Here is a 19,742-nt window from a genome sequence, read left to right as displayed (position 1 = left end):
GAAGGACACAACCATGAGCGCACTCACCGATGAAGCACCCGCCTCGGCCGAAACGGAAAGCAGTTCACCAGCTTCCGGCGATCGCGCGGCTGCGCCGCGGACGGTGTCGATACGATTGTCGACGGTCCTGGTCAGCGCCGGTATCGCACTGCTCACCGCCGTAGCGGTGACGTTCGCATCGCTGTACTGGTCGGCCAGATCCACTCTCGCCGACCGTGACGGGAAGGCGGCAGACGACCGGCACGCCGAACAGATCGCGACGGACTACTCGCTGGGTGCCTCCACCATCGACTATCACGACGTGAAGGGCTGGATCGGCCGCCTGCAATCCGGCACGACGCCGCAACTCTCGGCCAAATTCGACGCCACCGCACCGCAACTCGAACAGATTCTGCTGCCGCTGCAGTGGAGCTCCAAGGCAGCGCCCCTGTCCGCGGCCGTGATCTCCGAATCCGGCGGAATCTACAAGGTCAACGCCTACCTCACGGTGACGTCCACGAGCGCGCAGACTCCCGACGGCGCCCAGACCACCGTCACGTATTCGCTGACCGTCGACCGCAATTCGGGATGGAAGATCACCGACGTGGGCGGCCTGCAGAACGCGTTGCCGTCGAAGTAGTGGGGGAGCCCGGCTCATTCGGAGCCGGGCCGACCGCTCTCGAGGATCTCGGCGAAGGCGAGCCACGCCTGGGCGCGCCCCGGGCCCTGATGAGCTACTTCCCCGAATGCGCGATCAGTACGCGAGGAAGAGGATCTCGTCGCGGGAATAGTCGTGATCGGGGTGCCGCTCGGCGAGGTGGGCCTGGGTCTTCTCGACCAGGTCGTCCTCGTTCTCGCCGCGAATGTATTCGCCGCAGGGGCAGCTCAGGCGGGTCTTCATCATCTACTCCCAATGTGATTGCGGGGGACAGCTTCTCGTCCGATCCTCGCCGATCGAGTATGCACCGGGCGATCTCTCCGGCGATACGGCGGCCCGGCTACTCGTACCGGACCCGCCAGTGCTTGATGCCGTTGATCCACCCCGACCGCAGCCGCTCGGGCGCGGCGACCTCGGACAGGTCGGGCATCGCGTCGGCGATGGCATTGAACATCAGATCGATCTCCAGCCGGGCGAGATTCGCGCCGACACAGTAGTGCGCGCCGGTGCCGCCGAAGGCCAGATGCGGATTGGGGTCGCGGAGAATGTCGAACCGGTACGGGTCGTCGAAGGCGTCCTCGTCGAAATTGGCGGAGCTGTAGAACAATCCGAGCCGCTGGCCCCGCCGGATCGGCTGCCCGCCCAGTTCGGTGTCGGCGGTGGCGGTGCGCTGGAACGCGGTCACCGGCGTCGCCCAGCGCACGATCTCGTCGGGCGCGGTGCGCGGGCGCTGCCGGCGGTAGAGCTCCCATTGCTCGGGGTGATCGATGAACGCCTTCATCCCGTGGGTGATGGCATTGCGGGTGGTCTCGTTGCCCGCCACCGCCAGAAGGATGACGAAGAAGCCGAATTCGTCCGATCCCAGGGCTTCCCCGTCGAGATCGGCGTGCACGAGCCGGCTGACGATATCGTCGAGCGGATCGGCGCGGCGCTGCTCGGCCATGGTCCAGGCGTAACCGAGGATCTCCATCGACGCGATGGTCGACGAGGTCGTGCTGGTGTTGTCCCCGTATTCCGGGTCATCGTAGTTGAGCATCTGATTGGACCAGTCGAACAGTTTGCGCCGGTCCTCCTGTGGCACGCCCAGCAATTCGGCGATCGCCTGCAACGGCAGCTCGCACGCCACCTGCTCGACGAAGTCGCCACCGCCGGTCTCCCGTGCCGCGCGCACGATCGCGGCCGCCCGCTCGGCCAGTGCGCCGCGCAATCCCTCGATCGCGCGCGGGCTGAAGCCCTTCGAGATGATGCGCCGGATCTTGGTGTGCTTGGGCGGATCCATGTTCAGCAACAGCGCGCCGGTGAGCTCGATCTGCTCGGGCGTGATCTCGCCGGGCAGGCGGATCACCGCGCCCTTGGACCGGGCGGAGAACAGCTCCGCGTTGCGCGAGATCTCCTTGATGTCCTCGTGTTTGGTGACCACCCAGTAGCCGCCGTCGCGGAATCCGCCGGACTGGGCGTCGGTCTGCGGGTTCCACCACACCGGGGCGGTGCGGCGCAGCCTGGCGAATTCTGCGACGGGGTTTCGGGTCTCCCACAGCGCCGGATCGGTGAAATCGAATCCGGGGGGAATGGACGGCGCGGACACGGCTGCCTCCTGAGGGGCCGGCATCATTGTGGACCGGGACGGACTCAGCGACGGCGGCGCCGGTAGCGGACGCGGCACGGCTGCTGCAACTGCACCACCATCTTGGAGTGGTCGTTGCGATAGGTCTCCGACGGCTGGGCCAGCTCGAATTCCCAGTCCCGCAACAGGATCGAGAAGATCGCCTTGAGCTGCATGAGCGCGAACGGTGCGCCCACACAGCGGTGGCGGCCCGCACCGAAGGGGATCCAGGTCCAGCGATTGACCAGATCCTCCTGCCGCGGATCCAGATAGCGGCCCGGGTCGAAGGTGTCGGGGTCCGGGAAGTCCTCCGGTATCCGGTTGGAGATGGCGGGCGTTGCGGCCACCATGTCGCCCGCCTCGATCCGATGCCCGCACACCTCGAACCGGGCCCGGGCGATACGCATGAGGATGATCAGCGGCGGGTGCAGGCGCAGCGCCTCCTTGAGCGCGGCCTCCAGATTCGGAATCTGGCGCAGCGCATGGTGACTGACCTCCGCGCCGTCGGCGTACAGCTCGTCGAGCTCGGTCACCACCGTGGCCAGCGTGTCCGGATGGCGCAGCAGCTCGATGATGGTCCAGGCCGCGGTGCCGGAGGTGGTGTGGTGCCCGGCGAACATCATGGAGATGAAGATGCCGGTGATCTCGCTGGCCGAGAAACGCGGCACGCCGTGCTCGTCCTTCACCGAGATCAGGACGTCGAGCATGTCGCGATCGTCCTTGCCGGTCGGCGGATTCGCCTCGCGCTGATCCATGATCGCCTGTACGAGCTCGACCAGTGCGGCGCGGGCCTCGTCGCGGCGGCGGAAGCTCTCGATCGGCGCGTAGGGGTCGACGTAGGCCAGTGCGTCGGTGCCCTGCTCGAGTTCGTGATAGAGATGCGCGAACCGGGAGTCCAGCTGCTCCCGGAACTTGGGGCCGATCAGGCAGGCCGAGGACGTGTAAATGGTCAGCTCGGCGAAGAATTCGAGCAGATCGATCTCGCCCTCGTCGGTCCAGCGGGCCAGCATGCGATCCACCTCGCGGGCAATGGTGGCCGCGTGCCCGCGCATGTGGTCGGCACGCAGCGCCTGATTGTGCAGCATCTCCTTGCGGCGTTCGGGCGGCGCGTCGAAGACCACGCCTTCGCCGAAGATCGGCTTCATGAACGGGTAGGCCGCACCTTGATCGAGGTCCTCGTCGCTGGCGCGGAAGAAGAACTCGTTGGCCTCGGCGCCCGACAGCAGGATCACATCGCGCCCCGCGAGCTCGAAGGCCCCGACATCGCCGCATTCGGCGCGCACCCGCCGCATCAGCGCGATGGGATCGGTGCGGAACTCCTCCAGGTGTCCGTGCTCATCCGCGCCCCCGGACACTCGCTGCGGCTTGACCAGCGTCATTGGAAATCCCTCCACGAATAATCTTGTCCAGACATGTGATGGACACGTGTCTGGACGGTACTATGGTCGGCGGCGCGCGACAAGGTCCGCGGCCGGTTTCGGACGGTGAATCGGATCGGCGGCCGCGTGCTATGCAGGCCTGTGTTCGATGCCCGTCGATCACTCGGCCGAGGGATCTGCCAGCAGTCGGCGCGCGGACCGTTCCAGCCGGTCGGCGACCTGCTCGTAGGAGAGCAGGCCCATCCCGGCCTGCAGCAGCGCGCCCGCATAGAGCAGCTCCAGCATCGAAACCCGTTCTGGGTCATCGGATCCCAATGCCTCGGCGAGTCGGCCGCGAATCTCCCGGCCGATGCGCACCCGCAGATGCCGGACATCGGGATCGTCGCCCAGCAGTGCGTTGCTGACCGCACCGGCGAGAGCCGGGTCATTGGCCACGAGCAGGGATACCTGACGCAACACGGCGACCACCCGGGTGGCCGGGTCCCCGGTGCCGGTGTCCAGTTTCGGGGCCGCGACCAGTCGCCGCCAGAACACCTCCGAGATCAGGTGCTCCTTGGACGAGAAGTAGGTGTAGGCGGTGGCGGTGCCGACTCCCGCGGCCGCGGCGACCAGCCGAATCGTCGTGCCGGAGAAGCCTTCCCTGGACAACACCTCGACTGCCGCCGTGGTGAGGCGGTCGACGGTGTCGGCCTGCTTCTCGGTGAGTCGCCGCCGGGTTGCCTCGAAACCGGTGGATGCGAGTTCGGACATGTGTCTGGATGATACTGGCACCATGAAGTCTGGACTACTGTCTGTATCAGCTTCCAGGTCTGTGATAACGTCGCTGGACCTGGGAAAGGGCCGGCATGCAGATCACCGACGCGATGATGGACGGTCAGCTGCGTGCGACCGGTGTGTGGTTGCGGCGCATGGGGTCTCGGCACAGTGAGAGGCGGCTTCGCGTCGCCGGGGCTCTGGTCGGCGGGCTGCTGTGGCTCGCGCGGGCCCGCCGCCCGAAGACTCTGCGGGTCGAGGAGTTCGGAATCGATCGCGGCGACGGAACGCGGCTGCGCGTGGTCGTCTATTCGCCGCCGGCGCCCACCACCGCCGCCGCCGGACTGCTCTGGCTGCACGGGGGCGGATACTTCCTCGGGCGACCGGAACAGGACATGCGGATCTACCGGCGTTTGGCCGAGCGGACCGGATGCGTGGTGGTCGCGCCCGACTATCGGCTCAGCGTCGCCCACCCGTATCCCGCGGCCCTCGACGACTGCTACACCGCCTTGATCTGGATGCGCGACAATGCGATTCGGCTCGGCATCCGCGAGGATCAGCTGGCGGTCGCGGGGGAGAGCGCGGGCGGGGGACTGACCGCCGCGCTCACCCTGCTGGCGCGGGATCGGGGCGAGGTGAACATCGCCTTCCAGATGCCGATCTATCCGATGCTCGATGACCGGCAGTCCACCGAATCGGCTCGTGACAACGACGCGCCCCTGCTCGATTCGGTCACGCTGGCCTCGGCGTGGAAGCTGTATCTGCGGGATCTGCATGGGACGCAGCGGGTTCCGGTGTACGCGGCGCCCGCGCGGGCCGGTGATCTGCGAGGTCTGCCGCCGACCTTCACCTATGTCGGGGGCCTCGAGCCGTTCCGGGACGAGACGATCGCCTACGTGAATGACCTGCGATCCTGCGGCGTGCCGGTGGAATTCGAGGTCCATCCCGGCTGCTGGCACGGCTTCGACCGGCTCGTTCCCCGCGCCGAGGTGAGCCGCCGGGCGTTTCGATCGCGGGAACGGTGGCTGCGACATGCGCTGGACACCTACGTCGCACCACAACCCGGAGCGGACCGGGACCGGGCCTGAGGGCATCCCGCCCCTTCCGGATAAACGAATACACGACTCTCTGTGCGCAGTGGGAGGGCAGCAGGCATGGTCAAGCCGCCGCTATCGATGAAACCGACGGGACGGTTCCAAGTGGCCTGGTCGCCCGAGATCGCCGTGGGGGACGTGCACCGGATGACCTACTTCGGCCGCGATCTGATCGCCTGGCGTTCCGCGGCGGGCGCGGTGACCGTGATGGACGCCTACTGCGCGCATCTCGGGCGGCACAACGGCGCGATGGACGGAAGACCGTTCTTCCTGGATCCGTGGGGCCGCGCTGATCCGGTGATCAACGCGTTCTGGTGGGCGCCGGAGCCAGGGGCGATGGGGCTTAAGCCGGAATCAGTTCGCCGATAGACGTTTTCGAGCAGATTGTCTCCAAATTCGAACTGGCGCACCGCGACGTGGCGTACAGCCAGATCGACACCGCCGCTGGACCGTCGAGATCAGGCCCCTTTTCAACAAGGCCCGACGGTCATGCTCGTCGAACCGTCCGCCATGGGCGCTCGGCGTTCACCGTCAAATCCGGCGGTCACTCCGTCTGCACGGCCGCCGAATCTACCCATGTTTGTCGTGGCGCAACAAGGAGTGGCACCAAGCTTGGCTCTCGACGACGAGCGCTCTGCATCGTGGCACACCTAGCTTCGTGGCTGTGCCAACACGCGCTTCCTCGTTCAGAACCGACCTGTCGGGCCGTGTTGCGACCATCACCGGCAGCGGCAGCGGACTCGCCCTCCGGTGCGCCACCCGCGAGGTGAACCTAGCCCGGTGGGACATCAGCCGAAGCGGCCCCGGCTGGCTCGGTCGAATCGGTGCACGCTGCTGGCCGCAAGATCGCCTTGGCCCCACAGTGATGAGCATCAGGCTGGATTGGCGGTCCGAACTGCTTTCAGCCGTTGCCGGACATCGACGGCCCACCCTCATCGGATGGGGCGATCAGGGCCGCGGGCTCTCCCGGTTGTTCGGACGATGCCGCAGCCTCTCGAACGATGACGGACTCGACGAAGACTGCCTTCGCGGGTCGCCAACCGAGCCAGATGACCGCAGTAGATTGCCTCAACCCTGTCCGAGGATGCACGAGGTTCTGATCGATTCAACGGGAGGCTCGGGCGATGTCAGGTGATGCGGCAGCGGGTGCGCCTAGAGGTATGACGTGGATCCCGGGCGGCAGGTTCGCAATGGGTTCGCTGGATTTCTTTCCCGAGGAACAGCCGGTGCGTGAGGTTGTGGTGAAGCCGTTCTGGATCGACATCCACCCGGTCACGAACGCGGCATTTCACCGGTTTGTACGTGAGACGGGATATCTGACGGTGGCCGAGCGGGAACTTGATCCGACGGACTTCCCTGGTGCCGATCCTGCGGATCTCGTACCGGGCGCATTGGTGTTCCGTTCGCCGGGCGGACCAGTCCCACTGGATGATTGGCGGCAGTGGTGGTCGTGGGTGCCGGGCGCAAGCTGGCGGCATCCGGGCGGGCCGGGCACGACTCTGGATGGGCGCACCCACCACCCCGTGACCCATGTCGCCTACGCCGATGCTGTCGCCTATGCCGAGTGGGCGGGCAAGGCGCTGCCGAGCGAGGCCCAGTGGGAATTCGCAGCCCGCGGCGGATTGGACGCTACGACTTTCCCGTGGGGTGAGGAGTTCGCCCCGCGAGGGCGGCGGATGGCCAACACGTGGATGGGCCGCTTTCCGTGGGAGTTCTTGCCGGGCAAAGGCCAGGCGGCGCAGCCGGGCACGACCAAGGTCGGGACCTACCCGCCGAACGGGTACGGACTGTTCGATGTGTCGGGCAACGTCTGGGAGTGGACTACCGACTACTTCCGCCCCGAACACCGTGCTCCGACGGGCTCGTGCTGCGCCCCGGGAGGCGGCGCCACCGGTGCTGACGCGCCACCCGAACCGGAGGCCGGTGAGCGGTTCCGACGGCGGGTTGTCAAGGGCGGTTCGTATCTGTGTGCACCGAACTACTGCTTGCGGTACCGGCCCGCAGCGCGCCAAGGCCAGACCGAGGACACGGCGACATGTCACCTCGGGTTCCGTTGCGCCTTGCCCATATGACCGCGGTGATCCGGTACCACGGCCGCAGCGACGGGTAACCGTCATAGCGATATCGGCCGGCCGCTCTTCAGTTTCTGGCTCCGGTTCAAACCCTTTGATCCGCTTGACGCAATGGTTTTCCGCAGGATTGATACCGAAAGGTTCTTCTCTCAGTTATGGAACGGTCCAACGAGCAGTCCTCGCCCGAATCCAATTCCACCCCTCTACCTTCCCGCAAAAGACTCTCCAGGCGTTCGATTCTGGGCGGTTTCGCCGCGGCAGGGGCAACTGCCGCAGCCATCCCGCTGATCGTCGCGTCCGAAAACTCCAAGAATGACACTCCACCCGATTACGGAACCGGGATCGATGATGGATTTCACGGCAAGGTCGAACTCGACGCGCGCGACTCCAAGCCGGACTGGACCCCGTACGAGATCAAGAAGGCGCCCGTCGGCGCCCCGAATGTCCTGGTGGTGCTGTTCGACGACGTAGGGTTGGCGACCTGGTCACCGTATGGCGGCCGGATCAATATGCCGGTATTGCAACGCCTCGCCAACGATGGACTGACCTACACCCAGTGGCATACCACGGCCCTGTGCTCGCCTACCCGATCCTGCTTCTTGACCGGCCGCAACCATCATGTCAACAGATTCGCATCGATCGTCGAGGGCACCAACGGTTTTCCTGGCGCGGCCGGTCGCTTGCCCGCACAATGTGCGACAGTCGCAGAGGTGCTCCAGGAAAACGGCTACAGTACGTTCTGGCTCGGCAAGAACCACAACGTACCCGAAAGCGACATATCCAGCGGAGGCACCAAGTCGGAATGGCCGTTGCAGAAAGGTTTCGACCGCTTCTACGGATTCCTCGGCGGTGAAACCAGCAACTGGTACCCGAACCTGGTGGAGGACAACCGGTTCATCGAGACGCCCTATAGCCCAGAACAGGGCTATCACTTGTCGAAGGACCTGGCAGACAACGCTCTGAAGATGCTGCGCGACCAGCGGTCGAGCAATCCGTCCAAACCCTGGTACATGTGGTTCTGCCCCGGTGCCAGTCACGCCCCGCACCACAGCCCGGCCGAATACGCCGACAAATATAAAGGCCAGTTCGACGACGGTTACGAGGCGTACCGAGAATGGGTACTCGCGCGCATGATCGACAAGGGCATCATGCCGAAGGGCACCGCCCTCACGCCGATCAACCCGCTACCCAAAGATGTTGCAAACCCAGCGGACTCGGTACGCCCCTGGGATTCGCTGAATCCCGACGAGAAACGATTGTTCTCGCGGATGGCCGAGGTTTTCGCTGGATTCTCCGAGTACACCGACGTCCAGATCGGGCGAATCGTCGACTATCTGGAACAGACCGGCCAGCTCGACAACACTGTCATCTTCTACTGCGCCGACAATGGAGCTTCCGGTGAAGGTTCGCCGAACGGGTCGGTCAACGAGAACAAATTCTTCAACGGCTATCCCGACGATCCCGCCGAAAACATGCGATATCTGGACCGGCTCGGCAGCCCCGACACCTACAATCATTATCCGACCGGCTGGGCTGCGGCATTCTCCACCCCGTTCCAGATGTTCAAACGTTACTCGCAGTACTCCGGCGGCACCTGCGACCCGATGGTGATCCACTGGCCCAAAGGAATCAAGGCCAAAGGGCAGATCCGGCATCAATACCACCATTGCACCGACATCGTGCCGACCATTCTCGAGATCGCTGGCATTCAGATGCCCGATGAGTTCCGCGGGGTGAAGCAATACCCCATCAATGGTGTGTCGATGCGCTACAGCTTCGACAACGCCGACGCACCCACGACAAAGAAACGCCAGTACTACGCAATGCTGGGCACCCGCGGCATCTGGGAGAACGGATGGAAAGCCGCCTCGCTGCACGCCGCACTCAGCAACAAGGGCCACTTCGACCAGGATAAATGGGAGCTCTACCATGTCGACGAGGACCGCTCCGAATCCAAGGATCTCGCCGGCCAGTACCCCGGCAAGCTCAAAGAACTGATCAACGCCTGGAACGAGGAAGCCAAGGACAACTACGTCCTCCCCCTCGACGATCGTTCCGCCGTCGAACAACTCGGCCTCGAACGACCGAAGGCCGAACCACCCCGCGACCGCTACGTCTATTACCCGGGCACCTCGCCGGTCCCGGACGGCGCCGCCGTCAATGTCTGCGGGAGGTCCTACAAGATCGTCGCCAACGTCGATCTCACCTCCGAAGCCCGAGGCGTCATCTTCGCCCACGGCTCCCGCTTCGGTGGGCATTCCCTGTTCATCAAGGACGGCAGGCTGCACTACGTCTACAACTTCCTCGGCATCCAACCCGAACAGGACTTCGTCGCCTCGGCACTGATCACCCCGGGAAAACACACTCTCGGCATGGAATTCAGTCGCGAGAAGACCGGGAAGCATGGCGAATCCGAAGGCACCACGACCTTGTACATCGACGGCCAACCCGTCGGCAAGGGTCCGATGCGCGCCCAACCCGCCAGATTCGGCCTCGCCGGGGGACTCAGCGTCGGCTACAACAGTGGCGACACGGTATCTCCGCAATACCAGAGCCCAGCCGCCTTTGTCGGAGGAACCATCCGGGACGTCACCGTCGACATCGGCAAGGAATCCTTCAACGACCTTCAAAAGGAAGCCGAGGCTGTACTGGAAGGAAACTAGTACCGAGAGTGTTGCGATAACGGTGCAGGTTCATTCCAAGGGCGACCGCGACTTCGTCACCGATCTCGACCTCCGGATCGTGGATGAACGCCTTCCTGTCGTGGGCGGCGGGCCCTGACCGCTCCCTGGCCGAGGTCGACCCTGCCGTGGTCGACAAACTACAGAGGATGGCCACCCGAACGCTCACCAGACATAGTGCCCCGCAACAGGATTACAGCGTGCCTGCGACGGACCGGCGCACGGGCCGAATCGCGGTACCGCCCAGCGCTTCCCGCCTACCTACCATCAGGATCGGGCGGGCGGACGCGACCCTGTGGCGGAAGCCGACGGTCCGGGGACGTAGTCAGGCGATGACGAGTTCGGACCGTTCGCGTTCGGTGTAGAGGGTCCAGTAGGACTTGGCGATTTCGTCGGGGGCGAGGTGGGGGATGCCGTCGGGCGCGGTCGCCGCGATCTTGAGATTGATGGCGATGGTGGCGGCGTAGATGCCGGTGCCCGCGAGTGTGTTGTGGAGGTTGAGTGCCCAGTTGCGGAGTCCTGCCTGGGCGATGTTCAGGGTGGCCAGTTGGGGGTACGGGGAGATCGCGCCGCCGCCGGTGGTGAACAGCAGTGTGCCGGCGCCTGCGGCCTGCATGGCGGGCAGTACCGCCTGCGTGGCGGCGACCGCGCCGTAGAGGTACTGGTCGATCTGGAGTCGGAGGTTGTCGATGGTGACATCCTTGGGTTCGACCAGGACCAGGCCGGCGTGCGGGGAGAACTCCAGGACGTCGATCGCGCCGAAATGTGCTGCGGCGTAGGTCAATGCGGCGGTGAGACCGGTGTGATCGCCGGTGTCGGCGGCGAATCCGGCGGCGGTGATACCGGATTCGGCCAGCTCGCGGACCAAGCCGTCGAGCGAGTCCCGGTTGCGGGCCATCAGTGCGACGCCGAATCCTTTGCTGCCGAAGACTTTCGCGATGGACAGTCCGAGGCCGGGTCCGGCTCCGACGATGGCGATGGTGGGCATGCGGATACTCCTCGATGATCTGACAGGAACGGCCGCCGAGTCAGGGACGCTCGGGGTCGATGGCGGCCAGGACGCGTTCGGAGATCACGCCGAGCTGCCGCTGCTGAGGCTTGGTCAGAGCATCGAAGACGAGGCGGCGCACCTCCTCGACATGAGCGGGCGCGCTGGCGGCCACCTTGGCCCACCCGTCCCGGGTGAGGACCGCGCGCGTGGCGCGCCCGTCGCCCGGATCCGGTTCACGCCGCACCCAGCCGCGCCTCTCCAGCTTGGCGACCACATTGGACAGCCGCGACAGCGAACCGCCCGTGAAATGCGAGAGCCTGCTAATCCGCAGCGCGCCCCCGGGATCCGAGGACAGTGCCGACAGCACCAGGTAGTCGAAATGGCTGATATCGGCGTCTCGCTGGATCTGGGTGTCCAGTGCGGCGGGCAGCCGGATCAGCAGATACGCGAAGGCATGCCAGATCTGCTGCTCGTCGGCATCCAGCCAATGCGGTTCGCTCTGCTCTCCCACGACCCCACCATAGCTTCAAACTTGAAGCATTTGGAAGTGGCTTTCACTACAAAGTTGAAGTTACTGGTCAGCGGGTGAGGATTCGCCGGATCCAGCTGTCACGGGCGGTGTCCTGATGGCCCGGGCACCACTGGTCGGCCGGGACGGCGGCGCGGACCTGGGCGACGTGGGCGCCGCAGCCGGACCAGGTGGTCTTGCCGCAGGTCCGGCATCGGGCGGGATGGCACATGGGTGGTTTCTCCGGGGTGGTCAGGCGGGGGATTCGCCGGATTCGATGGCGTCGGCGAATTCGCAGAACGCCTCGTAGGCGCGGGCGCCGTGGATGGTGGCGGGGCCGCCGTGCATGAGGAAGGTGACGCCGATGGCCTCGGCGGCCTCCTGCCTGGTCGCACCGGCGCGCGCCGCGGCCTGGCCGTGCGAGGCGATGCAGCCGTCGCAGCCCTCGACCACCCCGATCGCCAGCGCGATCAGCTCCTTGGTCTTGCGATCCAGCGCGCCCGGCGCGAACGCCGCCTTGCTGAGCTCGCCGAAACCCTTGTACACCTCGGGAATCGCGCGTCGCAGCTCCCGATGGAGAGGGGACAGTTCGTTGAGGACGGCCTTGCCGTGCGGCGAGGCGTGGGCGACGTCGGTCGGTGCGGACATGGCTACTCCTTCGGTTGCTTCGGCGAGGCGCGGCATCGTCCGATCAGCCGCGTCGCAGATACCCCATGGGGTATGAACCCAAGTTAGCATACCCCCAGGGGTATCTGCCGCGATATGCCTCACACCGGCCGTCCCGAGCGAGGTGACCCGACTCGCCCGGCTCGGGGCCTCCGAATCCGGGGGCCGACAGTCAGTTCAACCCGAGGACCACGGCGTTGCCGTCGTGATCGCCGGTGGAGGCGGTGGCGGTGTTGTACGTGTTACCCAGCGGCACCGTCCCGAGATCGGTTCCGCCCTTGGCGAGCACCGCGGTGCGGACATTGTCGCGGGCCTGCGTGAAGGACACGTAGGTATGGGTGACCACTTCGAACTTCTCGCGACTGAAGGCCGCAGACCACACGAATCCGCCGCCGGGCAGCGGGGCCGGGCCGAAAACCCTGCCGTGGTCGTTGGTTTCGATCGCGATCGCGTCGGAGAAGGCCGAATCACTGCCGTCCGGCGGCTGCTGCGCATAAAGCTGACCATTGATGCGCCCCTGATATCCCGTACTGTGCAGCCACCGCACTGGGAACCCCGCCGCCGAAAGCTGGCTCGTCAGCTTCGAAGTCGCGGCATCGGCCGTGGTGGAGGTCCGATCGACCAGTAGCACATCGATGGGCTCGAACAACGACTTGCCCTGATACTGCTGCCCCAGCCAGTCCGCCACATCGCCGTTCGACTGCAACATCCACACCCCGATCGACCCGTACGCCGTCGAGACGCTCGTCCCCGCCGCCGGCGGCGTCCCCGTTGAACTCTGGGACGTCCCGGTCGGCAGATCGGACGATCCGGTCGGCAGCGCGGCGGCCCCCGGCGCCATCACGACAACCGCCACCGCAGCCACCGCGAACGACATCGACCGAACCCGAATGACAGAGCGAGACAACATATTCACCTTTCACCGACGATCCACAGGTCTTAGCAGAGAATGGCCGACCAGAAGACCGTTACGCCCGAGGAAGCCTCGGACCGATGGGTTCCGAGGCGGCCGGTCATTGGAGCGGGGCCGACCAGCGGAGGCGGGTGCCGGTGTCGTCCGGGTTGGGGAGGATGGTGAAGGTGCCGCCCAGTTCCTGGGCTCTGCGGGCGAGGTTGGAGAGGCCGCTGGGGGTGATGTTGTCGGGGATGCCGGTGCCGTCGTCGGAGACGGTGATGGTGAGGTCGTCGGCCACGTCGAGGGTGACGGCGAGGGAGCGGGCGTTGGCGTGGCGGATGGCGTTGGAAACCGCTTCTCGGACAACGGCTTCGGCGTGGTCGGCCAGGACGGGGGTGACGACGGAGAGGGGGCCGGAGGTGCGCAGGGAGGTACGCAGGTCGATGTCGGCGGTGTGCTGGGCGATCACCTGTTCGAGCCGTTGACGCAGGCCCGGAGATTGGGCATTGGCGCCGTGCAGGTCGAAGATCGAGGTACGGATCTCCTGCACCACGTCCTGGAGGTCGCTGACCACATCCGACAGGCGCTGTCGGATCTCGGGGGCGCGGGTACGGGCGATGGTGCCCTGCAGGCTCAGGCCCGCGGCGAACAGACGCTGGATCACGTGGTCGTGCAGGTCGCGCGCGATGCGGTCGCGGTCGCTGAGGATGTCGAGTTCGCGCACTCGCTGCTGGGCCTCGGCCAGCTGGATGGCCAGCGCCGCCTGCTCGGTGAAGGCCGTTGCCAATTCCAGAGTTTCGGCCGAGAACGGGGGAGCGGAGATCGGTCGGACGATCACCAGCACGCCGAAGGTGGCGCCCTGGGCGTGCAGCGGGAGAATCAGCGTCGGGCCGGGATCGGCGATCGGTTTGCCCAGATCGATATCGCTTGCGTCGTCGAAGCTCAGCGGCGTGCCCTCGGTGATCGCCCGTCCGATCGCGGTGCCGGTGGTCCGGACGACCAGGCTGCTGGGCCCGGCGCCGGGCCCAGCCCAGCGTGCGATCCGCAGCTCCCATGTGTCCTCTGCCGGAATATCCGGATCGTCCTCGATCGCCAGGAACGCGCGTTCGGCCTGGGTCAGCGTCCGGACATGCTCGACCACGTGCGCGAGCACCTCGTCGGCGGCGGTCCCGGCGAGGAACGCGGTGGCGGTGTCGCGGGTGGCCTCGATCCATGCCTGACGGGCGCGGGCCGACTCGTACAGCCGCGCATTGTCGATGGCGATTCCGGCCGCCGCGGCCAGTGCCTGGACGATCACCTCGTCGTCCTCGTTGAACGGCATCCCGTTCTTCTTCTCGGTCAGATACAGATTGCCGAAAATCTCGTCCCGGATCCGCACCGGCACCCCGAGGAAGGTGTGCATGGGCGGGTGATTGGCCGGAAACCCCACCGACGCAGGATGACCGGCGATGTCGTCGAGCCGGATCGGCTCAGGCTGATGGAACAGCACCCCCAGCACACCGCGCCCGGCCGGGAGGTCGCCGATGGCATCAGCGGTGTCGTCATCGATGCCCTCGTGCACGAACTGGATGAGGTTCGCGTCCAGGCCGCGCACGCCGAGTGCGCCGTAGCGGGCGTCGACAAGGCTGATGGCGGTGCGCACGATGGTGCGCAGGGTCTGGTCCAGATCCAGCCCGGCGGTCACCGACAGCATGGCCTCGACGAGTCCGTCCATCCGGTCGCGCGCGTCGATGATCTGATCGACCCGATCCTTGACCTCGGTCAGCAGTTCACGCAGTCGCAACTGCGACAATGTGCTTCGCACCGAGTGCTCGGCATCGGAGGGGGAAGTCATCTGAAGGCATCCTGGGGCTGTTGCGGGCGAATCCGAGCTCTCGCTCGCTCACAGTGTATTGGCGCTGCGCCGGAGCCGGATCAACTCACCCGGCTACCGCGGCCGGGTGGTGCAGCGCGGCGAGCGCCGCACCGAGAGCCCGGTGTGCTTCGGCGGCAATACCGTTGAGCGCGGGTTGCGCAAGCGTACCTACCTGAACCTCGGGATCGGCTGCTTCGATCAGCACCCCGGTCTCGTCCTCGCGCAGCACGATCCGGCTGGGCAGCAGCAGACCGGCACGCTGGTCGACCTCCAGCGCTCGCGCGGCAAGCCGCGGATGGCACACCTCGAGAATCAGGTATGCCCCGATGTGCTCACCGGTCTTCTCCCGCAGCATCGCCTGCATGTCGATCTCGGCGACGACTCCGAAGCCCTGCCGGTGCAACGCTTCTCGCGTCCGAACGGCGGCATCGGTGAGGTTGCCGTCGAGGTGTACAGCAATCGCCGGTGCGGGTGCGACCGGGACCCGGATTTCGGTGATCAACTGCCGCGGATCGCTGACCTCGTCCGGGCCGATCAGATATGCCTCGGTCGGTGGCCCGATCGGTGTGCAGCCCGACTCCCGCACCCAGTCGGCCAGCGCGCGGTAGGCGGCGTCCAATCCGCCGTAGCCACCGCGGTGGCAGGTGCGTGCGACCAGTGTCGACGGCAGCACCGCCAGCTGCGCCCCGGACGCGGGCCCGAGATTGGGCGCGGGTTCGATGGGTAGTCCGAAATCGACCTTGATGGAATCCCCGGCAGGCGACTGGTGATGAAACGTAATGGTGGGTGCGCCGGAGGCTGTCAGACCGGCACGGTCGGCCACTTCCGCCATGCGCTCGACGCCGGCGACGATGGCGTCGCTGAGTCGATCGGGCGGGATCTCGAGGGGGATCTGCACGACGGTCTGCGGCGCCGTCTCGCACAGACCGATTCGATAGTTCATCACGTGCCTCCTGTTCGACGGGTGTTTCTTCAGAGTCCGACTCGGGCCCGCGTCCGCCACAGAGGCGAATGTCCCCGCGCCTGAGGCAGAAACGCAGTGCCACTCGGAAGTCAGGACGGTCATCGAGGACCTTAGGCCCTGCCGGGCAGGAGCATTCAATGGTCCTATGGAGATCGAATGCCCATCGAATCGATGAACCATGACGGGAGATGACGGCATGAACCGTTTCCGGGCCGAGGAGGCTACGCGGAGCATGGCCGAGGAGGCCACACGCAGCGTGGTGGACCTCTCCCGGGATGAGTCGATGCGCCTGCTGGCCAGTGTCCCGTTCGGCCGGGTGGTGTTCACCCGTGACGCGTTGCCGGCGATCCGGCCCGTGAATCACATCGTCGACGGAGAGACCCTCATCGTGCGAACCCGGCTGACGTCGCGGCTGACCTCCACCGTGCGGGCCGACTCCGATGTGGTGGTCGCCTACGAGGCCGACGATATCGATCGGGTGACCCGATTGGGCTGGTCGGTCGTGGTGACCGGCCTCGCGCGGACCATCACGGCCCCGGACCTGGTGGCCCGATACGATGCGCTGGTACGGCCGTGGGTGGACGGGATCATGGACACCATCGTGGTCATCGAGCCGACGCTGGTCACCGGTATCCGGTTGGTCGAGCGGGAATCGATCGGGGCCGAGCCGCTCCGGTGAGCGGCGCTCCGGCTACCATCCACGCTGCCGCGTCTCGGATGATGTGCCGATCCGACGACGCCGTCCGACCCGACCTATCCCGAGAGGACCACCATCATGTGTCAACCGACCCCTTGCGAGTGCGGCAAGATCACCTGGGCCGGCTGCGGCGAGCACATCGACCAGGTCAAGGTCAGCGTCCCCGCCGAGCAGTGGTGCGACGGCGAGCACGAGACCGCCGGCAAGTAGCCGCCGATCGCCTCCCGCGACCATCGGCCCGCGGCGAGGCGGTCTTTTGGCCCCTGGTCCCATGACCATCGGCCGCAGTGTCGGTACCCCGGTGATTCATACCGTGAGGGTGGGCGGTGATCCGCCGCCCGATAAACCGCACCGCCGGGAGATGGCAATGGCTGAGCAGGGATACGACGATCCGCACCGACTGGTCTCCGCGGGAGTGGTCGTCGGCGTGGACGGGTCGTCGGGATCGGACATCGCGCTGTGCTGGGCAGCCGACCTGGCGGCGCGCCGGGGACGCACACTGCAGGTCGTCCACGGGCTGGACCTGGTGGGCACCAGTGCCGTGATGGGCCCGTACGCGGTGGTGACACCCGAGGTGATCGACGCTGCACAGGCCAAGGGCCGGGACGTGGTTCGGCATGCGGTCGAGACCGCGCGGGCCGCGCACCCCGATCTGCAGGTGACAGCGCACCTGTTCAACGATTCCGCCGCGGGATTGCTGATCGACTTCAGCGCCCGCGCCTACGCCGTGGTGCTCGGCGCCACCGGGACCACCGGAACCTTCGCGCATCTGGGCTCGACACTGCTGTCGGTCACCTCGCACGCCGCGGGCACCGTGTTCGTGGTGCGCCCGGATCACCAGGCGGACAACATCGTTCGCGATTCCGGTCCGGTGGTGGTCGGCATCGATTGCGGCCCGGTGAGCGAGCCTGCCATCGCCGCCGCGTTCGCCGAGGCGTCGGAGCGGGGCACGGACCTGGTGGCGGTGCACGTCTGGAGTGACTGGAGTGCAGGGGTATTCGCCGGCGATCATCCGACTCCGATGCTCGACGACGTCGAAGCCGTCGAGGAGTCGGTCCTGGCCGAGCGGCTCGCCGGGTGGCAGGAGAAATACCCCGACGTGACCGTGATCCGCCGCGTCCACTTCTCCGCTCCGGCGGCGCACCTGCAGGATTGGTCCAAGCACGCACAGCTGGTCGTGGTCGGCAATCGCGGCCGCGGGGGATTCCTGGGCCTGCTGCTCGGGTCGACCGCGCACTCGCTGGTGCAGCACGCCCACTGCCCCGTCATGGTCGTCCACGCGGCCGGCTGACGCCCGCACCGCCGATAACCCTCGGCCGGCCCGCACCCTCGTGAAACCCGTTCGGCCACCGTCACTCCGCGGTACCGGGCGCATCCCCGCCGTCAGCGGGTTTCGATCATGTTCCCGAAGTGTCCCGTACGCCAGACGTTGCGGTTCCGCACCTCGGTCATACGCCACCCATCGGGGGTGCGGGCCAGATCCGCGGTAACGATGCCGCCTGCCGTGAACGACCGCTCGAGCATGCTCGACTCGACGGGCATGTCCTTCCACAGATGTATCGCAACGAGATTGGCCCGCACGTCGGCCGTGTCACCGTCGATCGCGACATCATGACCGGTGAGCAGATGCTGGGTGGCGTCGAAGCGAGCGGAGCTCACCGCATGACTGCCCGCGATTCGCGCGGGACCCGCCACAGCCACCCCGTTCGGCCGCACGATTCGCCCATCGCCGGTAGAGATCTGCTCGAAACGTGTTACGTCGAAGCACATCTCATCCAGAGCGCGAAAATAGCCGTTGAATACCTTGGTGATCCGCGCGGTGTCGACGCAGCACCGGACTTCGTCCTGATCGATTCTCGGCACAAGCTCCCGTAGCTCTCCCCCCGACGCTAGATCCTGACCCGACGTCAGCTTCAAGTCCGCGCCATCAATGCGGAAAACTGCGCCGCTCCCGTCGATCCACCTGCCCCCGATACTCTTCGATCACCCGATGAACATCGAACATGGTCTCGGTATCCCGCAGCCGATCCAGGTATCCCACCGACGCGGCCAGCGTCGGCAGATCGACGCTGAAATACACGCCCATCAGCGGATTGACGAACAGTTCGCTACCCGCGGTGTCCGGAGTCGCACCCACATTGCCGAATTCGCCGCGCAGCGCGGCCGCGATCTGACTGTTCACAATGCTCGGTCGCGCCGGTGTCGCCGCGCGGGCATGCGCCACCGCATCCCGATAGCCCTGCGCCTCGGGCGAATTCGAGGGGATCGACAGCGCGCCCAGATAACCGTCCGCACGATCCAGCGCCGCGAGATTCTCGAGCACGTGCGCGTGGCAAACCCCGTGGTAGGCATCGATTCCGAAGCCCAGGCAAGCCACGATCCGCGGTATGTCGTCGAGTCCGGCCACCGCCGCGAGACTGGTCATGTCCTCCTCGGGCGTCCCGAGGCCGGCCTCGTCGCCGCGCAGCAGGATATCCGTGCCGCCGTCGATCAGCACGATCGCGTCCAGTGCCAGCCGTTCGACCAGTGCCCGGTAGGCGACTCGCAGCGGTCGAACACCGGTGCCGGGGAAGGCATATACGGTCGCGGGCATTGCCTGGACTTCGAGCCAGCGGGCCAGGGTTCGTTCCGGGAAGTAGTCGTCGGGTCCGGTGCTGTGCGGTCCGATCGCGGCGAGCGCCGGCGCTGCCCAATCGTCGAGCTCGAGTCGATCGAGATCGCTGAAGGACAGGTTCGCCAGGTGAACCTGTTTGCCCTGGGCACGCAGTGCGATCGCCAGCGGGAGACCGGCGTACACATCGAAACCTCCACCCGCACCGGCGATCAGCACACTCGTTGCGGACTTCAACCGGCTGAACAGGGGCGGTTCGGCGAGCGAGAACACCCCGCCAGCGTAGGGGCTCCGGTCGGCAACTGTGTGAGCCGTCTGTGCGTTGCCGAGGACGGT

The 19,742-nt window shown here is 66.3% G+C and carries 20 protein-coding genes and 1 pseudogene; 8 read left to right on the top strand and 13 right to left on the bottom strand.

What is annotated here, in order from left to right; all coding sequences use genetic code 11:
* The first annotated feature begins 13 nt into the window (after positions 1–13).
* Positions 14–619 (top strand): hypothetical protein, encoded by a 606-nt coding sequence (locus ACWEKS_RS30355; RefSeq protein WP_452343254.1) that lies wholly within the window; start codon positions 14–16, stop codon positions 617–619.
* Positions 620–733: 114 nt separating this feature from the next.
* Here the strand turns inward: ACWEKS_RS30355 and ACWEKS_RS30350 are convergent, their stop codons facing one another.
* From ACWEKS_RS30350 to ACWEKS_RS30335, 4 genes are all read right to left on the bottom strand, one after another.
* Positions 734–880: a DUF1059 domain-containing protein gene (locus ACWEKS_RS30350; protein WP_354845559.1), complete on the bottom strand. Its 147-nt coding sequence runs from the start codon at positions 878–880 to the stop codon at positions 734–736.
* Between the two features lie 97 nt (positions 881–977).
* Positions 978–2,222 carry a cytochrome P450 gene (locus ACWEKS_RS30345; RefSeq protein WP_452343253.1) on the bottom strand — a complete coding sequence of 415 codons (1,245 nt, stop codon included), beginning with the start codon at positions 2,220–2,222 and terminating at the stop codon, positions 978–980.
* 44 nt (positions 2,223–2,266) lie between these two features.
* Positions 2,267–3,619, bottom strand: coding sequence for a cytochrome P450 (locus ACWEKS_RS30340; protein WP_379395934.1), 1,353 nt, complete (start codon positions 3,617–3,619; stop codon positions 2,267–2,269).
* A gap of 159 nt (positions 3,620–3,778) precedes the next feature.
* Entirely contained in the window at positions 3,779–4,369 is a 591-nt protein-coding gene (locus ACWEKS_RS30335) for a TetR/AcrR family transcriptional regulator (RefSeq protein ID WP_452343252.1), read from the bottom strand.
* 95 nt (positions 4,370–4,464) lie between these two features.
* Here ACWEKS_RS30335 and ACWEKS_RS30330 point away from each other — a divergent pair, with 95 nt between their 5' ends.
* From ACWEKS_RS30330 to ACWEKS_RS30315, 4 genes and pseudogenes are all read left to right on the top strand, one after another.
* Positions 4,465–5,460, top strand: a complete 996-nt coding sequence (locus ACWEKS_RS30330; protein ID WP_452343251.1) for an alpha/beta hydrolase — start codon at positions 4,465–4,467, stop codon at positions 5,458–5,460.
* A 66-nt stretch (positions 5,461–5,526) separates the two neighbouring features.
* Positions 5,527–5,712, top strand: a pseudogene (locus ACWEKS_RS30325) (Rieske 2Fe-2S domain-containing protein); the annotation flags it as partial.
* 914 nt (positions 5,713–6,626) lie between these two features.
* Positions 6,627–7,538, top strand: a complete 912-nt coding sequence (locus tag ACWEKS_RS30320; protein ID WP_452343250.1) for a formylglycine-generating enzyme family protein — start codon at positions 6,627–6,629, stop codon at positions 7,536–7,538.
* A 155-nt stretch (positions 7,539–7,693) separates the two neighbouring features.
* Complete coding sequence (locus tag ACWEKS_RS30315) at positions 7,694–10,201, top strand: sulfatase-like hydrolase/transferase (protein WP_452343249.1); 2,508 nt, start codon at positions 7,694–7,696, stop codon at positions 10,199–10,201.
* A gap of 343 nt (positions 10,202–10,544) precedes the next feature.
* Here ACWEKS_RS30315 and ACWEKS_RS30310 read toward each other — a convergent pair whose 3' ends face one another.
* The 7 genes from ACWEKS_RS30310 to ACWEKS_RS30280 form a co-directional block, all read right to left on the bottom strand.
* Positions 10,545–11,207 carry an SDR family NAD(P)-dependent oxidoreductase gene (locus ACWEKS_RS30310; RefSeq protein WP_452343248.1) on the bottom strand — a complete coding sequence of 221 codons (663 nt, stop codon included), beginning with the start codon at positions 11,205–11,207 and terminating at the stop codon, positions 10,545–10,547.
* Positions 11,208–11,247: 40 nt separating this feature from the next.
* On the bottom strand, positions 11,248–11,721 hold the full coding sequence (locus ACWEKS_RS30305; protein ID WP_452343247.1) for a MarR family winged helix-turn-helix transcriptional regulator: 474 nt from the start codon (positions 11,719–11,721) through the stop codon (positions 11,248–11,250).
* A gap of 67 nt (positions 11,722–11,788) precedes the next feature.
* On the bottom strand, positions 11,789–11,950 hold the full coding sequence (locus ACWEKS_RS30300; RefSeq protein WP_379445727.1) for a hypothetical protein: 162 nt from the start codon (positions 11,948–11,950) through the stop codon (positions 11,789–11,791).
* Positions 11,951–11,970: 20 nt separating this feature from the next.
* A complete protein-coding gene (locus ACWEKS_RS30295; protein WP_364611923.1) occupies positions 11,971–12,366 on the bottom strand; it encodes a carboxymuconolactone decarboxylase family protein in 396 nt (131 codons plus the stop codon).
* 190 nt (positions 12,367–12,556) lie between these two features.
* A complete protein-coding gene (locus ACWEKS_RS30290) occupies positions 12,557–13,261 on the bottom strand; it encodes a hypothetical protein (RefSeq protein ID WP_452343246.1) in 705 nt (234 codons plus the stop codon).
* 136 nt (positions 13,262–13,397) lie between these two features.
* On the bottom strand, positions 13,398–15,113 hold the full coding sequence (locus tag ACWEKS_RS30285) for a sensor histidine kinase (protein ID WP_452343245.1): 1,716 nt from the start codon (positions 15,111–15,113) through the stop codon (positions 13,398–13,400).
* 85 nt (positions 15,114–15,198) lie between these two features.
* Positions 15,199–16,077, bottom strand: a complete 879-nt coding sequence (locus ACWEKS_RS30280; protein ID WP_452343244.1) for a DUF302 domain-containing protein — start codon at positions 16,075–16,077, stop codon at positions 15,199–15,201.
* A 217-nt stretch (positions 16,078–16,294) separates the two neighbouring features.
* On the opposite strand from ACWEKS_RS30280, the gene ACWEKS_RS30275 reads away from it, so the two are divergent.
* From ACWEKS_RS30275 to ACWEKS_RS30265, 3 genes are all read left to right on the top strand, one after another.
* Entirely contained in the window at positions 16,295–16,777 is a 483-nt protein-coding gene (locus ACWEKS_RS30275) for a pyridoxamine 5'-phosphate oxidase family protein (RefSeq protein WP_452343271.1), read from the top strand.
* A gap of 96 nt (positions 16,778–16,873) precedes the next feature.
* Entirely contained in the window at positions 16,874–17,005 is a 132-nt protein-coding gene (locus ACWEKS_RS30270; protein ID WP_452343243.1) for a hypothetical protein, read from the top strand.
* A gap of 157 nt (positions 17,006–17,162) precedes the next feature.
* On the top strand, positions 17,163–18,086 hold the full coding sequence (locus tag ACWEKS_RS30265; protein WP_452343242.1) for a universal stress protein: 924 nt from the start codon (positions 17,163–17,165) through the stop codon (positions 18,084–18,086).
* Positions 18,087–18,178: 92 nt separating this feature from the next.
* Here the strand turns inward: ACWEKS_RS30265 and ACWEKS_RS30260 are convergent, their stop codons facing one another.
* Complete coding sequence (locus ACWEKS_RS30260; RefSeq protein WP_452343241.1) at positions 18,179–18,658, bottom strand: nuclear transport factor 2 family protein; 480 nt, start codon at positions 18,656–18,658, stop codon at positions 18,179–18,181.
* 64 nt (positions 18,659–18,722) lie between these two features.
* A complete protein-coding gene (locus ACWEKS_RS30255) occupies positions 18,723–19,679 on the bottom strand; it encodes a DUF1152 domain-containing protein (protein WP_452343240.1) in 957 nt (318 codons plus the stop codon).
* Between the last annotated feature and the right edge of the window lie 63 nt (positions 19,680–19,742).

The sequence above is a fragment of the Nocardia sp. NPDC004711 genome, from assembly GCF_053601595.1.
Note: the sequence above shows the minus strand (reverse complement) of the source record. Positions and strands in the feature narration are given on the sequence as shown.